The 17,961-nt window shown below is 33.0% G+C and carries 19 protein-coding genes and 1 pseudogene; 15 read left to right on the plus strand and 5 right to left on the minus strand.

Annotation, left to right across the window (positions count from 1 at the left end; all coding sequences use genetic code 11):
- Positions 1 to 24: 24 nt before the first annotated feature.
- Positions 25 to 396, minus strand: coding sequence for a hypothetical protein (locus tag RAH41_RS04635; protein WP_331221001.1), 372 nt, complete (start codon positions 394 to 396; stop codon positions 25 to 27).
- 150 nt (positions 397 to 546) lie between these two features.
- On the opposite strand from RAH41_RS04635, the gene RAH41_RS04640 reads away from it, so the two are divergent.
- Positions 547 to 1,062, plus strand: coding sequence for a matrixin family metalloprotease (locus RAH41_RS04640; RefSeq protein ID WP_331221002.1), 516 nt, complete (start codon positions 547 to 549; stop codon positions 1,060 to 1,062).
- A 223-nt stretch (positions 1,063 to 1,285) separates the two neighbouring features.
- Here the strand turns inward: RAH41_RS04640 and RAH41_RS04645 are convergent, their stop codons facing one another.
- Complete coding sequence (locus RAH41_RS04645) at positions 1,286 to 1,465, minus strand: hypothetical protein (protein WP_331221003.1); 180 nt, start codon at positions 1,463 to 1,465, stop codon at positions 1,286 to 1,288.
- A gap of 229 nt (positions 1,466 to 1,694) precedes the next feature.
- Between RAH41_RS04645 and RAH41_RS04650 the strand changes: the two are divergent.
- The 3 genes and pseudogenes from RAH41_RS04650 to RAH41_RS04660 all read left to right on the plus strand — a co-directional run.
- Positions 1,695 to 1,793 (plus strand): annotated as a pseudogene (locus tag RAH41_RS04650) (hypothetical protein); the annotation flags it as partial.
- A gap of 252 nt (positions 1,794 to 2,045) precedes the next feature.
- Positions 2,046 to 3,218: an NAD(P)/FAD-dependent oxidoreductase gene (locus tag RAH41_RS04655; RefSeq protein WP_331221004.1), complete on the plus strand. Its 1,173-nt coding sequence runs from the start codon at positions 2,046 to 2,048 to the stop codon at positions 3,216 to 3,218.
- Positions 3,219 to 3,260: 42 nt separating this feature from the next.
- The gene (locus RAH41_RS04660; protein ID WP_331221005.1) at positions 3,261 to 3,941 is read left to right on the plus strand and encodes a TetR/AcrR family transcriptional regulator; all 681 of its coding nucleotides are present in this window, start codon (positions 3,261 to 3,263) and stop codon (positions 3,939 to 3,941) included.
- A gap of 148 nt (positions 3,942 to 4,089) precedes the next feature.
- Here RAH41_RS04660 and RAH41_RS04665 read toward each other — a convergent pair whose 3' ends face one another.
- Both RAH41_RS04665 and RAH41_RS04670 read right to left on the minus strand, forming a co-directional pair.
- Entirely contained in the window at positions 4,090 to 4,632 is a 543-nt protein-coding gene (locus RAH41_RS04665) for a DUF1003 domain-containing protein (RefSeq protein WP_331221006.1), read from the minus strand.
- A gap of 331 nt (positions 4,633 to 4,963) precedes the next feature.
- Complete coding sequence (locus tag RAH41_RS04670; protein WP_331221007.1) at positions 4,964 to 6,073, minus strand: zinc dependent phospholipase C family protein; 1,110 nt, start codon at positions 6,071 to 6,073, stop codon at positions 4,964 to 4,966.
- A 247-nt stretch (positions 6,074 to 6,320) separates the two neighbouring features.
- Here RAH41_RS04670 and RAH41_RS04675 point away from each other — a divergent pair, with 247 nt between their 5' ends.
- The 4 genes from RAH41_RS04675 to RAH41_RS04690 all read left to right on the plus strand — a co-directional run bounded on the left by RAH41_RS04675 (position 6,321) and on the right by RAH41_RS04690 (position 9,090).
- A complete protein-coding gene (locus tag RAH41_RS04675; protein WP_331221008.1) occupies positions 6,321 to 7,127 on the plus strand; it encodes a protein phosphatase 2C domain-containing protein in 807 nt (268 codons plus the stop codon).
- Between the two features lie 137 nt (positions 7,128 to 7,264).
- Complete coding sequence (locus tag RAH41_RS04680; RefSeq protein WP_331221009.1) at positions 7,265 to 7,726, plus strand: GNAT family N-acetyltransferase; 462 nt, start codon at positions 7,265 to 7,267, stop codon at positions 7,724 to 7,726.
- A gap of 118 nt (positions 7,727 to 7,844) precedes the next feature.
- Positions 7,845 to 8,429 (plus strand): hypothetical protein, encoded by a 585-nt coding sequence (locus RAH41_RS04685; protein WP_331221010.1) that lies wholly within the window; start codon positions 7,845 to 7,847, stop codon positions 8,427 to 8,429.
- A 97-nt stretch (positions 8,430 to 8,526) separates the two neighbouring features.
- On the plus strand, positions 8,527 to 9,090 hold the full coding sequence (locus RAH41_RS04690) for a GNAT family N-acetyltransferase (protein WP_331221011.1): 564 nt from the start codon (positions 8,527 to 8,529) through the stop codon (positions 9,088 to 9,090).
- Between the two features lie 391 nt (positions 9,091 to 9,481).
- On the opposite strand, the gene RAH41_RS04695 is transcribed toward RAH41_RS04690, so the two are convergent.
- On the minus strand, positions 9,482 to 10,045 hold the full coding sequence (locus tag RAH41_RS04695; RefSeq protein ID WP_331221012.1) for a TetR/AcrR family transcriptional regulator: 564 nt from the start codon (positions 10,043 to 10,045) through the stop codon (positions 9,482 to 9,484).
- Between the two features lie 137 nt (positions 10,046 to 10,182).
- Here RAH41_RS04695 and RAH41_RS04700 point away from each other — a divergent pair, with 137 nt between their 5' ends.
- The 7 genes from RAH41_RS04700 to RAH41_RS04730 all read left to right on the plus strand — a co-directional run bounded on the left by RAH41_RS04700 (position 10,183) and on the right by RAH41_RS04730 (position 17,914).
- Positions 10,183 to 11,088: an ABC transporter ATP-binding protein gene (locus RAH41_RS04700; protein WP_331221013.1), complete on the plus strand. Its 906-nt coding sequence runs from the start codon at positions 10,183 to 10,185 to the stop codon at positions 11,086 to 11,088.
- Positions 11,075 to 11,863: an ABC transporter permease subunit gene (locus RAH41_RS04705; RefSeq protein ID WP_331221014.1), complete on the plus strand. Its 789-nt coding sequence runs from the start codon at positions 11,075 to 11,077 to the stop codon at positions 11,861 to 11,863. The genes RAH41_RS04700 and RAH41_RS04705 overlap by 14 nt, the downstream gene beginning before the upstream one ends.
- Positions 11,864 to 12,421: 558 nt before the next feature.
- The gene (locus tag RAH41_RS04710; RefSeq protein WP_331221015.1) at positions 12,422 to 13,519 is read left to right on the plus strand and encodes an endospore germination permease; all 1,098 of its coding nucleotides are present in this window, start codon (positions 12,422 to 12,424) and stop codon (positions 13,517 to 13,519) included.
- Positions 13,506 to 15,005 (plus strand): spore germination protein, encoded by a 1,500-nt coding sequence (locus RAH41_RS04715; protein WP_331221016.1) that lies wholly within the window; start codon positions 13,506 to 13,508, stop codon positions 15,003 to 15,005. The genes RAH41_RS04710 and RAH41_RS04715 overlap by 14 nt, the downstream gene beginning before the upstream one ends.
- Positions 15,002 to 16,177 carry a Ger(x)C family spore germination protein gene (locus RAH41_RS04720; protein ID WP_331221017.1) on the plus strand — a complete coding sequence of 392 codons (1,176 nt, stop codon included), beginning with the start codon at positions 15,002 to 15,004 and terminating at the stop codon, positions 16,175 to 16,177. The genes RAH41_RS04715 and RAH41_RS04720 overlap by 4 nt, the downstream gene beginning before the upstream one ends.
- Positions 16,178 to 16,408: 231 nt before the next feature.
- The gene (locus RAH41_RS04725) at positions 16,409 to 17,308 is read left to right on the plus strand and encodes a LysR family transcriptional regulator (protein WP_331221018.1); all 900 of its coding nucleotides are present in this window, start codon (positions 16,409 to 16,411) and stop codon (positions 17,306 to 17,308) included.
- Between the two features lie 147 nt (positions 17,309 to 17,455).
- A complete protein-coding gene (locus RAH41_RS04730) occupies positions 17,456 to 17,914 on the plus strand; it encodes a GNAT family N-acetyltransferase (protein ID WP_331221019.1) in 459 nt (152 codons plus the stop codon).
- The last annotated feature ends 47 nt before the right edge of the window (positions 17,915 to 17,961 follow it).

The raw sequence follows: 17,961 nt of genomic DNA on the forward strand, positions 1-17,961 counted from the left end.
CATTTTTTTATTTGATATTTAAAATTATTTATTATAAGTATTTTCTATATAATCAGCATGTTTTAAGTCCATCTCTACTTTCTCAATTTCTTTATCAGTATTCAAGTATCGTATATATTTTGATTCTTTCGTTTTTTTATAAAAGCAATCTATTTTATTAGAATTGTTTATTTCATAAATTAGATTGATATATTTACCATTTTTATAGACTGCAATAACAATACTAGATCGTTTTATTTTTTCTGTATTTTTTATTTTCATTTGTTTTTGTAAATAATCTTTTTCAAGTTTTATTACCTGATTTATCTGGTTATTAAACTTATTTTTATTATTACATCCATAGATAGAAACTATTAAAAGCATTGTAACAAATAAAACTAGAATTTTTATCCTCATAAAAACCACTCCTAATTATTGTAATAAATCTTTAAAAAAGTTATGACATTTATTTGAATTAACTAAAAACCTAATTGATTATATATATTAATATACTAAAATGTTAAAAAATGCACAATCTTTACATTTATTGAAAGTGGAGGAAGTTTTATGAAAAAAAGATTTAGTAGTTTGTATTTACCTATATTGGGAGTCTTTTTATTATTTTTTCCTACTACTAGCAATGCTTATGTATTAAAAAGTAACAAAGTCACACACCCGAAAGATGCTTATTATTGGATAGAAAGTGAATTTAGTACTTACGGATTGAAATCAGAAATAATAAGAGGATTGACTGCATGGAACTCGCTTCCAGAAATTCAATTTACTAATGAAGTGACTTCAGTAGGGGGAGCTGATGTGAAAATGGAATATGTAAATAGTTTATATGGAGATGTCTATGCAGTTCATAGAACTCAGGGTAATATTACATTTTATAAAAATTGGCGTACAGATTTAAGTTCTACAAAAAGAAAAGAAACAGCCGTTCATGAAGTTGGTCATGCGCTTGGTCTAGACCACACACAGAGTAAAAATAATTCAATTTCAGTAATGAGGAAGTTAGGTTTTAATAATAAGGATTATCCTTTATCAGACGATATTGCTGGTATTAAAGCTAAATACTAATCTTAAATTCCAAAGAGGTGATGTTTTAACTGGAACAGTTAGCAATTTAAGTTTGGATATTGATTGAGAGGCACCTTCCAATTTGGAGGTGCCTTTTAATGTGTCAAAACTATTGTCTTTTAGATAAAAAGAGAAGCGTTTATGCTTGGAAAAATACTTTTTTGTGTATGAAAAAAGTGGTGAAAACAGTATAAGTACTTCTCAAAATAGAAGGTGCCTCAAATTATTTTTGATCAGCTTTTTCAGCGTCCAATAATTCTTGCATGAATTTAAGATTATATGTATGGCTTTCTTTTAGTCTACTATGTCTTGTTAGTTTGATTAATTTTTGGTAGTGAGCGATTTCTTCCTCTAGTGATGAAATGACATTTGTACGATATTCTTTTAATTCTTGTTCGTTCATTTTTCATTCCTCCTATAATAGGGATTTAATAATTTAAGTATATCACTAATATGGAAAAATAAATCAAATTTCATTGTGAAAGAAGCAAGATTACACAAAATTTACAAAAAATTGTGGATCAAATGAAATTGAAGGGAAAGTTGATTCGTTAGCAATTACTTCTGTATTTTCACCAGTTTCTAAGGAGCATGAAGAAAGAGCAAGTGAATAAAGGGGAAACATTAGAAGTTTCCAAAATGAGCACTTACTAGCACAAACAGATCAGCGTTTACTTTGTGTCACACCTGATTTAATTGCTGTACTTGATGCCGAAACAGGACTCCAATTACAACAGAAATTTTTAACTGAAATTCAAAAATTGATTCACCTTGTTTTTTATTTTTAACGAACAATGTTCTTTACGAACAGTGTTCGTTATGTTAAAGTTAATTTGCAAGAAAGAACAAAAAGAAAACAAACACCAAAACTAAATTGGAAAACAACTATCTAAATATTGTTTGATTAAGACTTCAATTGGAATGGTGTATTTATAAAACAAAGAGTACGTATAAAAAATTTGAAAATAAAGGAGTGTTTTAATATGTCAACAGTATCTAAAGAGCAAAAACGTATTGCGATTATTGGAGGTGGACCAGGTGGGTTAACACTTGCTTTAATCTTGCAACGCCATGGTATTAGTCCGATCATCTACGAACGAGAGTTACTTGATATGAACAGTCAAAGAGGTGGTTCATTAGATATTCATGAAGAATCAGGACAAATGGCACTTAAGGAAGCTGGTCTTTACGAGAAATTTCAGGAAATGGCACGTTATGAAGGTGAGGACTTCCGTCTTTTCGATAAAAATGGAAAAATTTATATCGACGAAATAACGGCACCCGATGAAAAAGGAGACCGACCCGAGATTGATCGCGGAACACTTTGCGACCTTCTTCTAAGCGATCTTGATAAAAGCTGCATTAAATATGGGTACAAATTAGAAAAGGCTGTTTCACTTGATAACGGTATGACAGAGCTTCATTTTGAAAATGGATTTGTTGATACTGTTCATTGTCTAGTTGGGGCGGATGGGGCTTTTTCCCGCGTTCGTCCATTGTTAACAGATACAAATATCAAGTATTCAGGTCTAACTTTCTTTGAACTTAATGTACTAAATGTGGCCAAAAAATATCCTGATTTATCTGAGTTCAATAGACGTGGAAAAGTATTCGCCCTAGGGGATAATAAAGGTATTCTTGCCCAACTAAATGGGGACGGTCGAATAAAGGTATACGCTAGTTTAAAAGTAGAAAAAGACTGGGCCGAAAATAACGGAATTTCGATGGATAAGCCAATTGAGGCAAAAGCAAAATTGTTAGATATATTTAGTGACTGGGATGAGCATTTGAAGAGATATATTCGTTATGCTGAAGACTCAGTTATACAAAGACGAATCTATATGTTACCTATAAATTTCAAATGGAAACGTAATCCAGGAGTAACGCTTATTGGTGATGCCGCACATGTAATGTCACCATTTGCAGGTGAGGGAGTTAACTTGGCAATGTTTGATGCGATGAATCTAGCTCTTGCAATCGTCCGTCAAAACAATCTTGCCGATGCAATTGAAGAATATGAAGAAAAAATGTATGTTTATTCTTCAGAAAAGGCACAGGAGTCACATCATAATTTAGAACTAAGTTTTTCTGAAGATGCAGCTGTGAAGTTTTGCGATTTAATGAATGCATTACATGAACAACACCATGAAAATTAACGTTATATTTACTAAATGATTAAGGCATGTTATAAAGTAATTATGGAAAATTCGAATCGAAAAATAATTAGTCGTCGGGATCGACCAGCTAAGGAGCCTTTAAGCCAGGAGCTCATAGTAAGAACTGCTTATGAACTTCTTAAAGAACAAGGTGTTGCAGGTATGAGTATGCGCAAGGTTGCAAAAGCTTTGGATACTGGTCCATCCTCATTGTATGTTTATGTTAAAAATTTACAAGATTTAAGTTCATTTGTATTGGATTATGGTCTTGGACAACTCGTCTTGCCTGAATTGAAAGAAGATTCATGGAAGGAAAATTTATTTGGAGCGCTGAATGCGTATTTCTTGTTACTTTATGAGGAACCGGGTCTAGCCGAACTTTCCTTTACTACTATTCCGAGGGGCACAAATTTCCTTAGTTTATCAGAATACATCCTCACCACTTTGAAGGATGGAGGGATTAATTCTAAATCAGCAGCCTGGGGATTAGACTTGCTGTTGCTATACGTTTCCTCAGTAGCATATGAACGTACTTCTAGAAAAAAGCAAGGAAGCGTACAAATTTCAGCTATTAAAGAATCATTCCAAAATGCTGATCCAGTTCTTTTTCCAATATTACTAAGTCTTGGGGAAGAAATGTTCTCCGGAGATACGAAGTCGATGGAACGTTTTCACTGGGGGCTTGAAGTATTATTACATGGAATTCAATATTTTGGTAATTAAAAGTTTTCGATTATTTTGTAATGAAAGAACAAGCAACCAATTCAAATTGTTTGCTTGTTTCTTTTTATTTAAAGCCCACTTAATTTAATAGGTCTGTTTAGTAAAAAGTAAAAAGGATCTCTCGAAAAAGATCCTTTATCAAATATCTTCAATTTTTTTGCTTAAGTAAATCTCTAATCTCTGCTAATTGATTTTCAATATTGGTTAGACGGCTTTGCATGTCACTAATCTCTTGTTCTGCTTTATAATTTATAGCAAAATCGATAACGGATTCATGCTTATCTCGTATTGCTTGACGATTTTGACTCATCATAATGACGGGTGCTTGAAATGCTGCTATAAAAGATAGACATAAGTTCAACAAAATAAAAGGAGCAGAGTCAAAATGAAATGCTTTTGTGAAAGATAAGCTATTCCAAATCATCCAGGCAGCAAGTGTACAACTAAACCAAATAATAAATTTCCAGCTACCACCAAATTGCGCAATTTTATCTGCAATTCTATCAGAAAATTTTGTTTTTTGAGTATAATCACTATCTAAATGATGTAGAATTTCTGACTCATATCGATCTACAAGTCGGTCAATTCGTGATAAATTCTCTTGGTTTAAATCAATATCAAACCCTTGAATTTTTTGGGGTTTCTCAATTTGTTTTTTTAAATTAATTTGCTTCCAAATGTTGTGTACCATATTCCAACCTCCTCTTTTCTAGAGGAAGTCTTCAAAAGCTTATAAAAGTTGGACTACATTTTTATGATGTAATCCTCCTCGGATATTCAATTGTATGACTTCCTCTGATGTCGGTAAATTATCCGACTCACTTAAACTGGGACTACCCATAAAAATGTTCCACCTCACTTTTTTCGTATAAATAATACCTTTACTATTATATGATGACTTATCCGATTGGACTATACTATTTTCAAATAATTTATTCTTTTTCTTTCTATTTTCTTATGTATACTATGTGTTAGTTTGCATTTGAACCTCTATAACTTTCAGCTTTTCCGTTGGCTTAAGGTTACTTAGAAATTGCTGAGATCTTTACGATTTTTAAGCTTGATACTTGATGATTAAAGTTACCTAAGTCATTTACATCATCTGTAAGAACAATCGACGCTCCTTTATAATTTGCATCGGAATATAAAGTGACTTGATAGCCCGGTGCAATATGTATAGAAGATATCGTATCATTGCCAATACCTTTTACAAGCTGGTCGTAATCATAATTACCAGATCCAAGCATTTCAAATACACCACCAAAACCATTTTCCTTATATACTGTCACAGGCATTTCTACACCGTTTACGCGAAAAAACATGTCTATGAATCCAGCAGTCTCTCGTTCTGCTTGATTTAACTGAACAAGAGTCGGATTTTTTACCTCGTTCTTCCACATAGTAGAATAATAATTACTGTAAGCTGCTTGCCAGAAGTAATTAATGATCGTATCATTCCAAACTTGAGGTAAAACGGATTTAGCTTGTACTGCAGCTTGATGAATCCATGCTTCTGGATCAGTTGAATCGACCCAATTATATAGACCAGAATCAGGTACTGTCATTTGATTTTGAATACTTTCGGCATAAGTTTCAAACTTCGAATGATAGCCAGGCGCGTGATGATCTAGATTTGAAATATTTGAAGCATGTAGTGGCTGTGTTACATCTGTAAAATAGTGTAAAGATACTCCTAAGTAGTAGAAAGCATTGTTAAAATCGCCTTTTTTATAGTAATCCGATGCTAGATTAAAATACTTCGCTCCTGATTGACGAGCTGTTGGATAAGAAGCTCCTGTAAAATTTGTTTGTGTGTCTGGATCATAAAAGTGAGACATAAATGTGCCCGTATCATAAAAAGGATTCATGTGATCTGCGTCATATAAGCCCTGCTCCCAACGATCGCGAAACTGATTAAGTAATGTTGTAGGCTTGTTTATTGCAGGATTCGTATTATCGGCAATAAGTTTGACACCGCCATTTAAGATAAAATGATGTGTACTATGGTCTTGATTGTGAACATCCTCGTCAGACCATGCGAATGCTTTCTGATCATTGCCGAATAGTGTGATTGCAAGTGCACTTCCAGCAACTAATGATAATAGCTTTTTTGATTGAATACGCTTTTTCATGATACACCTTCTTTTTTGTTTTTTGTTGTCATACAAGCAACAATGTTTAAGTATAATAAGTTTTTGTTAACAAAATATTTCATTTGTGTGAAAATTTTCTAAATTTTGGAAACTGTTTACGAATCTTAGTTATACACAGTTTTTTAACAGAGCTTTAAGAATAAAATAGAAAAAATACATAATCCTTTTTGTGTTCCATATTAATTTAATGACCTACAAATTCATTTGTTTGGTGGTGACAAAAAATATGGAGATTAGTACTACTTCTAGAATATCTCTTTCAAAAAAAGTGTCCGAGGATGCAATGGTAGTAAACAACGAACTAAATGTTTATGGGGTTTTTGATGGAGCAACGCCAATTACTCCATTTAAAAATGCTGATGGTATGAATGGTGCATATATTGCTTCAAATTTATTTAGAAAGTATTTTCAAAATCATTTTAGGGCTGAAATGACTTTATCAGAAGGAATTATTCTAGCAAATAGAAGACTGATGAATGAAATGAAGCTAAAAAATATAGACATAAATCGTCCAGAGGAACGGTGGTCCACATGCGTTGCGATTATTAAAATTGATAAGCAAAAGATATCATTTGCTCAACTTGGAGATTGCATGATTTTAGCAGAATACGATAATGGTCTAATCAACATCTTAACGAAAGATACAGTAAAGGATATAAGTATAAGGGCAAAAATGAGAAGAGAAAAGCAGCGGAGGCAAGGGCTTAATTTACCAGATGAATCTTACTACGTTTCGATTAAAAATCAACTTATTTATAATCGAAGCATGGCTAATACAGTTGATGGTTATTCAGTTGCAAATGGAACCGAAGCTGTCGGAAACTATATTCAATTGGGATCTATTGATACTGATAATTTAAAGTCAGTTTTACTAATCAGTGATGGCTTATTTCATCCGAAGTTTGATTTAATCCATACTTTTAAAGTAATTAAGGAGATTGGATTGGCAGAATATTCAATACGATTAGAGAGGGAAGAGTTGAAAACTAAGATTCATTCTGATGATAAAACAGGAATATTAGTTCAGTTTTAGACTTTATTTTTTAATTCTTTTAGTCAAATGGATTGAATTTGCTCATTAGGGTGTCCAAGTCGGCATCTTTTTTTGTTCTATTTTAAAGATTTAATAGTTATATACTTATAGAAATTCAGAAAAAAGGAAGTGTTTAATTGTTCAATTTTATTAAAGTAACTCATGAACAGATTGAGCATGTAATAAGTTTACGTTTGAAGCTTTTAAATGAATTGGGCGAATTGAAGTCTCCTGAAGAAGAGAAACTGATTGAAACTTCAACTAGGGAATATTTGAATACTGCACTTTCAAAAGATGAGTTTATATCCTTTATGGCTGAAAATAATGGGGTACCAGTAAGTATTAGTGGGATGGTGTTATTTAAAAGACCACCATATTTAGAGAATTTGCAAGGGATTGAAGGGTATATTCTAAATATGTACACAGCCACTGAGTTTCGTGGTAAGGGATTAGCTAGAAGATTGCTTGAAAAATGTATTGATGAATGTAAAAAAAGTGGGGTTAAGCGAATTTGGTTGCACGCATCTGAGGATGGAAGGCCACTATATAAAAAAATGGGTTTTACTAAAAAAAATAATGAAATGGAGTTGTTTTTATAAGAAAGTATTTTTATTTAACAAAAACAGTTTAGTTGCAAAAGAAAAAGGGTTTTGAGGAAAAAAATGGAATATATTTAAAAGCAATTAATATTCTATTTCTTAAATTTTGGAGGAACAAATGAAAAATAGACTTAGAAATCTATTCTATTCATTGACGATTATGTCGTTTCTTTTATCCGGAGTAGTCATAGTAACTGGTTGCTCTTCAACCAATAGTGTAAAGTCCACGGCTCAAGATCAAAATGTTAAGACTACAAAAACTGTCTTAGAAAAACAGTTTACAGGACCTGATATAAAATTAACTGATATGTTAACGTCAGCAGAAAATGTAACAGTCATAGGAAAAGATGGGGAAGGTACACAACCCCAAAAAAACTCAGAACTAGAAAAATATTATGAAAAAACCTACCAGCCTTATTTTACTGAGAAGATGTACAACAATTTTATCGCTGCATATGCTCTTAATTATCAATTTCTAGCACAAAAAAGCGGATATCAAATGAATGTAGATAATATTGATATTAAAAAAATTGAGAATATTGAAGGAGCCTATGAATTTAAAGTTAATCTATTATACGGAAAAGATGGAAGTAAACAAAAGCAAGCTGAAGTTTCAGGTAGAGTTTATTTTAACAAAGATGGCAAAATAACGAATATTCGATACTTAGATGATGGCGAATTTATAAAAGTGATGAATAATTAAATAGTGTATTGTAAGGATTAGCTCGGTGAACAAAGATCGAGCTTTTTTTACATAAGTTTCATTAGTCATAATTTAAAGTTTTGAGAGGGGAAATTACATGCATCCTATTTTAATAGATATTCCATTACAAATAGAAACAGACAGACTAATTCTTCGAGCACCACTTCAAGCTGGTGAAGGGAATATAGTAAACAAAGCTATTAAGGATTCAATTAGTGAGTTAAAGCAATGGTTGCTTTTATTCCAGTCAATTCCTACTGTTGAAGAAACGGAAATTCTTCTGAGAAATGCCCATATAGATTTTTTGAAAAGAGAAAGTTTTCGATATCTTATTTATCATAAGGATACGAATGATTTTATTGGAACTGCTAGCCTACACGGAATTAATTGGAAGATTTCTAAATGTGAAATTGGATACTGGATTAACACGCAATTTAGTGGCAAAGGGTATATCACAGAAACAGTAAGTGAGTTAATAAACCTTGGCTTTCAACAACTTAAATTTAGAAGAATTGAAATAAGATGTGATTCTAATAACACTAAAAGCCGTTCAATCCCTGAAAAACTAGGTTTTGAGCTTGAAGGTATATTACGTAATGATGATCTTTCAGCTGACGGTAAAAAACTAACAGATACCTGCATCTATGCAAAGATAAATTAGACTAAAATTTAAAAATCCCTTATACAATTTTTATACGATTCTTCAAAAACGAAGGATCTTTTTTCTAATTCAAGTTAATTGTAGTTTAGTTAAATTAGTTAAAGCTCTTTTAAAGACTCAGCTGATGCTAATAAGTAAAATGACACAAATTTTTTAATGTAAAAGAGAGGATAGATGATCAGAATTAAATGCCTCTATTCATCTATCCTTTCTTGTATAACAAATGACCTCATCTACTACAACTTTTATGTTGCTTGTTGTTTAACGAATGCCACCCACCCGTTAGTTTAAGTATATTGCTTCTCAATTGACTGTTATTTTCCTAAATTAGCCCGAGTGCTACCTTTTAATATCCGAATACACTATCCTAAAAATGAAGTGCCACTCAACTTCAGCCCATTAATCTCCTCATAACTCCCTCACTAGAAAGCTCCGTTATTAGCACCATCAAGCTTTCGATCGATGGTGCTTTTTCTTGGTTGAACCAATAGCTTAGGGTGCCGATCATAGCTGATAAAGCATATTCCAATGTGTAGTCTAGTTCAAAGCCGTCTTTCGCTCCTTGTGCAACTAGAATTTCTTTTATCATCGGCTTCATGCTAGCTTTGACTTTACCATGAAAAGCAGGATCTCCGTGATCTCCTAGTAGTACCACTAGGTATTTGCTGTGATGTGAATACATGCTAACAAGTGCTTCAAACGGGAATGGATCTCCAGGAGAGGATAGCTGCTGCATAGGCAGTACTTGTAGCTTGGAAATCAATGTGTTTTCCATTTGCTCGAGGACATCGTAAACATCTGTAAAGTACTCATAAAAAGTTGATCGATTATATCCAGCTCTCGTTGTAATCTCCTTAATTGTTATTTTCTCTATTCGCTTAGTGCAATAAAGTTCCCAGAAGGCATCTATTAAATTCTGTTTTGTTTGTGCGGTGATCGTTGGCTTCTTTTTCAACGTTCTTCCTCCTTCGGTGTCTCAAAATCCGACAATTGAAGTAAAATGTCGGTTGATAGAGACATTAGTACATTATAGACTTATATCATACGACATGTTGTCGGATAAATAAAGAATGATTGGCGTGGTGAAATTAAATGAAAACAATAAACATTCAACATCTTACAAAAGATTACGGAAACAATAAGGGAATTTTTGATATTTCATTTCAAATTGAGGAAGGTGAGGTATTTGGTTTTCTAGGTCCTAACGGTGCGGGAAAAACAACTACAATTCGCCATCTACTAGGATTTATTAAACCACAAAGTGGGAAGTCTACGATATTAAATTTAGATTGCTGGAATCAGTCTAAAGAAATTCAAAAGCATCTCGGTTATTTACCTGCAGAGATTGCTTTTCCAGAAAACATGACTGGTACAGAGCTCATTTCGCATGCTGCTAATATGCGTGGACTCCGTGATATGACAAAAGCTAAACAGCTGATAGAGATGTTCGAATTAGACCCGTCTGCACAAATAAAACGAATGTCTAAGGGAATGAAACAAAAGGTTGGGATTGTTTGTGCTTTTATGCATGATCCACATGTTCTCATACTTGACGAACCTACAACTGGACTCGATCCTCTTATGCAATCGGTATTTGTTAAGCTAATACACCAGGAAAAACAAAAGGGGAAGAGCATCCTTATGTCTTCTCATCTATTTGAGGAAATTGAGGGGACCTGCGATAGTCTTGCAATGATAAAGCAAGGTAGATTAATTTCGGTTATGAATTCGCAGGACTTTAAGCAATTTGACAAGACAATATTTAAAATAAAGTTTCAAAAACTATATGATTTTCAATCTTTCCAGAATGAAGGTTTTATGATTAGGGAGATTCAAAAGGACAGTTTGCAAGTCACGGTAGAAATAGAAGACATTCAAATTAACGAACTAATACGTTCTCTGTCTAATCGGGATGTAATATCGTTTCATGAAATGAAGAACTCTCTAGAAGAGCATTTTATGAATTTTTATAAAGGAGAGAAGCATGAGCATGTTTAAAAAGTCTTTATTTATTCACTTAGTTAAATCAAATATAAAAATATTTTCAATCATTTCAGGCGTATTATCCCTGTTAATAGGGATTGTGGTGAGTGTATTCACTCCGGAAACCATGCATGAAATTGCACAAGCTAGCATGGATGCTCCTGTTAATCCTTTAGGTGATATAACAACCTTGATTGCTTTTATAGCAAATCAATACTTTGGGAACTTCGCCCTCATCTTTGCCATGATTTATTCAGTTATTATTGGAAATAAGCTAATAGCAAATCAAGTAGATAAAGGTAGCATGGCCTTTCATCTGTCATCTCCTATCACAAGAACTCAATACACTTTTACAAGCATCATCTTTTCTATTTCTACACTAGTGGCAATGTTTGGGCTAATATTTTTTGTTGGATACAGTGTGTCAGAGTTAGTCCAGCCTGGTGAGTTACCAGTAGAAAAGTTCTTCATCCTAACTTTAGGGTCTTTGATACTGAATTTAGCAATTAACGGTATTAATTTTTTTGCATCTTGTTTATTCAATCGTTCGAGCTATTCCCTTGCCCTTGGTGCAGGACTAACGGTGTTTTTCTTTGCTACGAATATGCTTTCTGGTATGAGTGACAGTCTGGAATTCCTTAAAAATGTTACACTTATCACTCTCTACGATTCCAATGCCATCATTCAAAGTGGAAGCTATGTTGCTCAATTGATCATACTTGTTGGGTTAGCACTTGTCCTATATTTAATTGGAATTCTCGTCTTTAAACGAAAAGATCTACCATTGTAAATATCTTTCTAACCACTTAAAATCTATTTAAAAAACCTAGAGTGTTAATCATGATTTATTTTTTCTAAGCCTAAAAATATCCTAAGTAATAAATAAAGTAAATGTGCTGTTTTACTTGAGCGATAATAAAAAGAAAAAATTATGGTGGGTATAAGCTATTTTTTCAAAGAAAGTATGAAATTCATAGATTTAGACTATTCTATGCATTTACCAGATTCCTTATCAACTGAAAAATTTACTATCACATCTTTGTATAGGATTAAATTAAATACGATTACTTTATTTAAACAAAAAATGCCCAAATCAATTTTTTTATATAGTAATTATATGTTTTTCTTTTTTCCTATTGTTAGATGCTTATAAACTTTGAAAGATCATAATCTAAATTCAAACAAAGAAAACGAGTCACAATAGTGGCTCGTTTTTTATTAATCCACATTCTATAAACGTAGGTTTTGATTTAGCTAATTAAGTAGGCAGGGTGACTTCAAAAATAATAAAAATAGTCCAGAAGGATATACTACCTTAGTAACGAATTTGCTTTCTGGAGGAATGTACATGAAAAACCAAACTATCAACTTGCTTCAAATGTCATTTATCCTAATTGGTAGTACTGGACTTGTTAACCATGTGATTATCATTCCTATGGTTTTGGACGTTTCGGGGCGTGATTCTTGGATTACTATTTTGCTCTCTAGCGTTTCATTACTATTCTTGATACCGATTCTCTACTTTATCCAAAAACGTATGAACGGAGTACAGTTGTTTCTGTGGCTTAAGGGAAATTTCGGGAGATTTATTACATACCCATTAATGGCTATGATCGTTCTATATCTATTTTCCTCGGGTGTCGTCCTTTTAAAGGAGACGTTAACCTTTTTATCGTTTTATCTCCCAATGACACCTAGAGTATTATTAGGGGCTACTTTTTCGATAGTCTGTTTTTATAATGCAAGACACGGAATTCAATCCATCGGGTTGACTGCGGGTATCCTACTCCCGATTGTCATTCTTTTAGGTTTTTTTGTCATGACTGCGAATTTTCCGCATAAAGACTATACTCTTTTAAAACCATATATAGAATACGGTACTACTCCTGTTATAAAAGGAATGATTTATCCAATATCAGGATTTGTAGAAGTTGCTTTTATCCTATTTTTTCATCATCACTTAAATGAAAAAATAAAGTTTACTACTTTGATATGGATTGGAATGACTTTTGTAATCCTTACTCTTGGACCAACTATTGGGGCTATCACAGAGTTTGGTCCATTCGTGGCTGCTAAGCAACGATACCCAGCCTTTGAAGAATGGAGACTCGTATCAATTGGTCGCTATATTGAACATCTCGACTTTTTATCAGTTTATCAATGGTTTGTTGGCGCTTTTATCCGCTTGTCTCTTCTTACTTTTTTAGTCTCAGATATTCTTAATGTTACAAATAAGAAGGTAAATAGTGGAGTGAAAATTTTTTTCCTAGCGTGGGTCACTTTAATATCCATTTTGTCCATTAACGATACTTCTTTTTATTTGTTTTTATCCCGTCAATTTTTACCGGGTACTCTTATATTTATCCTTTTGATTTTTGTACTTTTAGCCATACTCTCTATGTTTGTGAATAAAGAGAATGGAGGTAAAACCAATGAAGCGCAATAATCAACCTGATCAAGATCAGTTGAAGGTCAAGTGGGATGAAGAAGTTTTAAGGGGATGGTTTGAAGGATCTCACGATGTCGTTTTTCAAAAACAGCAAATCGACAGTGGTAAACGTTATTTTTCTATTTTATCTATCTATTGTCAAAGTCTTATTGACATAAAAGAATTGCGAAAAACAATCATGCCTCATCTTCATGAAGTGTTGGAAAATGGATTTACCGGTGATGCAAAGGATTTGGAGTCAAAACTTGATTTCCCTATCACTTTCATTAAATCAGATTTTTCACAGGAAGACCTCGCCCTAAAAATTTTTGAAGGAGAAGTTGTCTTTTTCCTCACTGCATCTAGGCTGGTTTTTTCCATTAAACTAGCGATGCTACCAGCAAGATCAGTAGAAGCACCTAGTACGGAAGTTTCACTCAGAGGGGGAAGGGACGGGTTTGTAGAAGAACTTCAAACCAATATTGGATTAATACGGAAAAGATTGAAAACAAGTTCCCTTAGTTATGAACAATTCGTTATTGGAACTAGAAGTAAAACAAGGGTTGCTGTTCTTTATTTGAAAGATGTTATTTCACAAGATGTTTTAGAAGAAGTACGATCTAAATTAAATAATATTAAAGTCGATGGCATTGTTTCATCTGATCAAATTGAAGAACTTATTACAGACCGGCCATTCAGTCTCTTCCCTTTATTAGAATATACGGGACGACCTGATTATGCTGTAAATTGCCTACTATATGGACGCTTTGTTTTATTAGTGGAAGGCTCACCGACTGCATCAATCGGACCTGTTACTCTAGTATTTTTTGTGAATAATGCTGAGGACCAGCATTCGTCAGCCCCTTCCGCAACCTTGGGAAGAGTACTGCGAATTTTCAGCTTAATAGTAGCTGTTTTTCTACCGGGATTTTGGATTGCTTTAGTCGCTTATCATCCGGATCAAATACCATACACATTGTTGGCAACACTGGCTTTGTCAAGAGAGGGAGTTCCATTCCCTACTACATTAGAGGGATTCTTGATGATTTTTTTATTTGAGTTACTCAGAGAGGCAGGTCTTCGAATTCCTACTACTGTTGGTCAAACATTATCCGTAGTAGGAGGGTTAATTATTGGGCAAGCTGCCATCAGCGCAGGTTTGGCTTCTCCAGGTATTGTCGTAATGATGGCTATTTCAGTGGTTTCGACATTTACTTTAATCAACCAGTCGCTTTCGGGAACTTTAAGTATTCTCCGATATTTTGTTTATCTACTATCAAGCTTACTCGGAATAACTGGGCTTATATTTTCAGTTTTTATTATATGTGTTCATCTTGTGAATTTACGTTCTTTTGGTGTTCCATTTATGGCTCCTTACTCCCCATTTGTACCAACTAGTTTGATTCCCGCAACAATTCGAATTCGTTTTAAAAGTATGATGAAGAGACCGAAAGAGCTTCATACGAACGATAGCACGAAAAAAAAGGGTGAAGAAAAAAGATGAGAAAAAAATTTTTTCAAAAAAAACTACTTATACTATTTCCATCTATTTTTCTGTTAACCGGCTGTTGGGACACAAGAGAAGTAGAGCATGTTTGGTACATGAATTCCTTAGGAGTTGACTATAAAAATAATCAATACGTGCTCTATCCTCAATTTATCAATTTTTCCACTTTTGCAAAACAAGAAACTACTATGCGAACACCACAGCCAATTTTTATTGGAAAAGGAAAAGGGGAGATTTTAGACCATTCAGCGTTCGATTTTTATAAAACGACTCAACAAAGGGTATCTTGGGAGCACATAAATACAGTCGTATTCTCTGAGAATGTATTAAAAAATGGAGATATTCGACAAATTGATGAATTCTTTGCTCGTTTCTTTCAGTTTAGGAATACAATGTGGGTATTTGGAACGAAGGAACCAGTTGAGGATGTTTTGGCAACTGGAACCATCTTAAATCTCTCACCCCTTTATACATTAAGGGATATCCCAAATGAAATGACAAAAAACTATTCTCTTTTTAGTCCTTTAATATTTTACAAATTTCGGGCTTATTTTTATGAGCCTGCTATGACTACACAAATCCCATTCTTATCGATTTCAAAAAAAAAATGGAAATCAGACAAAAATGATTTCCCTTTATTAAAATATAGTGGGTCGGCTTTTGTAGCTTCAAAGCAATACAAAGGGTATTTATCTGAAAAAGACTTATCAGGTATAAAATGGACGGGCAAGTCTTTCACCCGAGCACCGATCCTATTAAAAAAAGATGGGGAGCCCGTTACCGAAATGGTATTGAAAAAACCAAAAATCCAAACAGTAGCTTATATAAAGAACCACAAACCGCATTTTCGAATGAAGATTCGCATAGATGGAGATATTTTTCAAATTGTAAAATATTTGCCTATGAAAACTGTAAAACAATTAGCTGAAAAAACCTTAAAAAAGGAAATCGAAGAAACCTACAAAAATGGGGTTAATAAAGGAATTGATGTTTATCAACTTTCACAAATACTTTATCGAGATAATGTAAAAGACTGGAAAAAGTATGAAAAGAACGGATTAATCCCGCTATCGCCTTCATCCTTAGATGTTGAAGTAAACGTGCAAATTTTGACAAGCGGCCAATGGAAGGCCACTAATTTACAGAAGCCATACTCAAGTAAACCATAATGACGCAAACAATTTTTAATGATCAATTAAATGACAACACAATTAGAAATGTAAACTACCATGAAAGAAAGATTGTGACTTACATTCACTGTTGTTCAAAAGCTTCAAATGCCTACTAGAGGCTCTCACAAATGTTTCGTTTTTGAATTGAACCACTTTTTCGTGCTAGAATGAATACAACTTCATATGGAAAGAAAATATAAGTTGTATACTCATATTCGAGGAGAAATTATGAATTTCGAGCAAATGGAATATATCGTCAAAGTCGCAAGCGAGAAATCAATCATTAAGGCTGCAGAAAAATTGCATATTACAAGTTCAGGACTAAGTCAATCAATCTCCCAATTAGAGCATGAGTTGGGAATAAGTATTTTTAATCGTTCAAGAAAAGGAACATTTCCAACAGAAGAAGGAAAGATTTTAATAAATAGAGCTAGTGAAGTCTTACAAATTATTAGTAAGTTAAATGAAGAGCTGTATGATTATAAAAATAATAAAAAGATTCATTTGAAAATAGTCGCTGCTCCTACATTCGCAGCCGTACTTCTTCGAGCTATGAACAAAATTAAAGATGAACATCCGAATGTTACGATTGAAATCGAGGAAAAAGATCCACCACTAATTATGGAAACAATTAAACACACTGAATATGATTTTTGCTTTTTCCCTCAAGATTTAGAGATATTAAAGAGTGAAAAAAATATTAACTATGAATTAATACGGACTGACCGTGTTCACGTTATTGTAGGAAAAAACTCCCCACTCTATCATCTTGACTACGTAACTCAATCTGATGTATTCGAAATGGATACTGCGTGCTATTCAATCTATTCTGATTACTATTATTCTAAATTAATTAAAGAAAATAAAAATAAAATAAGAGTAACGACAAACAGTATGAATATACTTACAGAGGCTGTTAGAGAACATAATGTATTTGTCTATTCTCATGAGTCAGGCGCTAAATATCATCCTTACATTCTGAGCGGAAACTTAAGATCTATTCCTTACAAAGAAAATAATGAATTTGTTGTGAAGGATTTATGGGTAATCTATCCAAAAAACAAAAAGCTTTCAAAAATAAGTAAAAAATTTATCGAAATTGTTAAAGAAATAGCCACTCAATCTTGAGAGGTTATTTTTTTTAGTCATTATTTATTTAAATTGAACGAATCGAATTGTTGAATTAGGCTAATCGTCTCAATTAAACATTGGAAAAATTTGTTAAAATTAGGATTGAAATAAATTAGATGAAATAATCGTAACAAAGGAGAAACTATGCAGAGAAGAAATGTAGAACTTGTGGAACTAAATGCAGAAAATTGGTATGAATGCTGTCTTTTAGAGGTATCCGAAGATCAAAAAAGTCATATTGAACCGAATGCAATTTCGATTGCTCAATCGAAATTTGAATCTTCACTAAAACCATATGCGATTCATTTTGAAGGTAAAGCAGTAGGATTTTTAATGTTTAATACTACAGAAGAAGAGTTAGATGGTTATTGGATATATAGAATAATGATCGATAAGAATTTTCAGCAAAAAGGACTTGGTAAAATTGCTACTCAATTAATGATCAATGAGATGATTAAACTAACAAATGCCAAAAGAATTGTTGTAGGTTATCATCCTGAAAACTTAGGAGCACATAATTTATATTCAAGTCTAGGATTTATTGATCATGGCGATCGATTTGGGAAAGAAATGGCAGTTGTATTAGATATAAAGCATCAGTAAATGTTCATTATTTAACGAAAAGAAGGGATGGCAATTAAGCTATCCCT

It is taken from the genome of Gottfriedia acidiceleris, from assembly GCF_036421055.1.
In the GTDB taxonomy this organism is placed as follows: domain Bacteria; phylum Bacillota; class Bacilli; order Bacillales; family Bacillaceae_G; genus Gottfriedia; species Gottfriedia acidiceleris_C.

What these genes read in the sequence shown, in the direction of transcription:
- RAH41_RS04635 (WP_331221001.1), bottom strand. Translation starts at nt 396, where the DNA reads ATGAGGATAAAAATTCTAGTTTTATTTGTTACAATGCTTTTAATAGTT.
- RAH41_RS04640 (WP_331221002.1), top strand. Translation starts at nt 547, where the DNA reads ATGAAAAAAAGATTTAGTAGTTTGTATTTACCTATATTGGGAGTCTTT.
- RAH41_RS04645 (WP_331221003.1), bottom strand. Translation starts at nt 1,465, where the DNA reads ATGAACGAACAAGAATTAAAAGAATATCGTACAAATGTCATTTCATCA.
- RAH41_RS04655 (WP_331221004.1), top strand. Translation starts at nt 2,046, where the DNA reads ATGTCAACAGTATCTAAAGAGCAAAAACGTATTGCGATTATTGGAGGT.
- RAH41_RS04660 (WP_331221005.1), top strand. Translation starts at nt 3,261, where the DNA reads ATGGAAAATTCGAATCGAAAAATAATTAGTCGTCGGGATCGACCAGCT.
- RAH41_RS04665 (WP_331221006.1), bottom strand. Translation starts at nt 4,632, where the DNA reads ATGGTACACAACATTTGGAAGCAAATTAATTTAAAAAAACAAATTGAG.
- RAH41_RS04670 (WP_331221007.1), bottom strand. Translation starts at nt 6,073, where the DNA reads ATGAAAAAGCGTATTCAATCAAAAAAGCTATTATCATTAGTTGCTGGA.
- RAH41_RS04675 (WP_331221008.1), top strand. Translation starts at nt 6,321, where the DNA reads ATGGAGATTAGTACTACTTCTAGAATATCTCTTTCAAAAAAAGTGTCC.
- RAH41_RS04685 (WP_331221010.1), top strand. Translation starts at nt 7,845, where the DNA reads ATGAAAAATAGACTTAGAAATCTATTCTATTCATTGACGATTATGTCG.
- RAH41_RS04690 (WP_331221011.1), top strand. Translation starts at nt 8,527, where the DNA reads ATGCATCCTATTTTAATAGATATTCCATTACAAATAGAAACAGACAGA.
- RAH41_RS04700 (WP_331221013.1), top strand. Translation starts at nt 10,183, where the DNA reads ATGAAAACAATAAACATTCAACATCTTACAAAAGATTACGGAAACAAT.
- RAH41_RS04705 (WP_331221014.1), top strand. Translation starts at nt 11,075, where the DNA reads ATGAGCATGTTTAAAAAGTCTTTATTTATTCACTTAGTTAAATCAAAT.
- RAH41_RS04710 (WP_331221015.1), top strand. Translation starts at nt 12,422, where the DNA reads ATGAAAAACCAAACTATCAACTTGCTTCAAATGTCATTTATCCTAATT.
- RAH41_RS04715 (WP_331221016.1), top strand. Translation starts at nt 13,506, where the DNA reads ATGAAGCGCAATAATCAACCTGATCAAGATCAGTTGAAGGTCAAGTGG.
- RAH41_RS04720 (WP_331221017.1), top strand. Translation starts at nt 15,002, where the DNA reads ATGAGAAAAAAATTTTTTCAAAAAAAACTACTTATACTATTTCCATCT.
- RAH41_RS04725 (WP_331221018.1), top strand. Translation starts at nt 16,409, where the DNA reads ATGAATTTCGAGCAAATGGAATATATCGTCAAAGTCGCAAGCGAGAAA.
- RAH41_RS04730 (WP_331221019.1), top strand. Translation starts at nt 17,456, where the DNA reads ATGCAGAGAAGAAATGTAGAACTTGTGGAACTAAATGCAGAAAATTGG.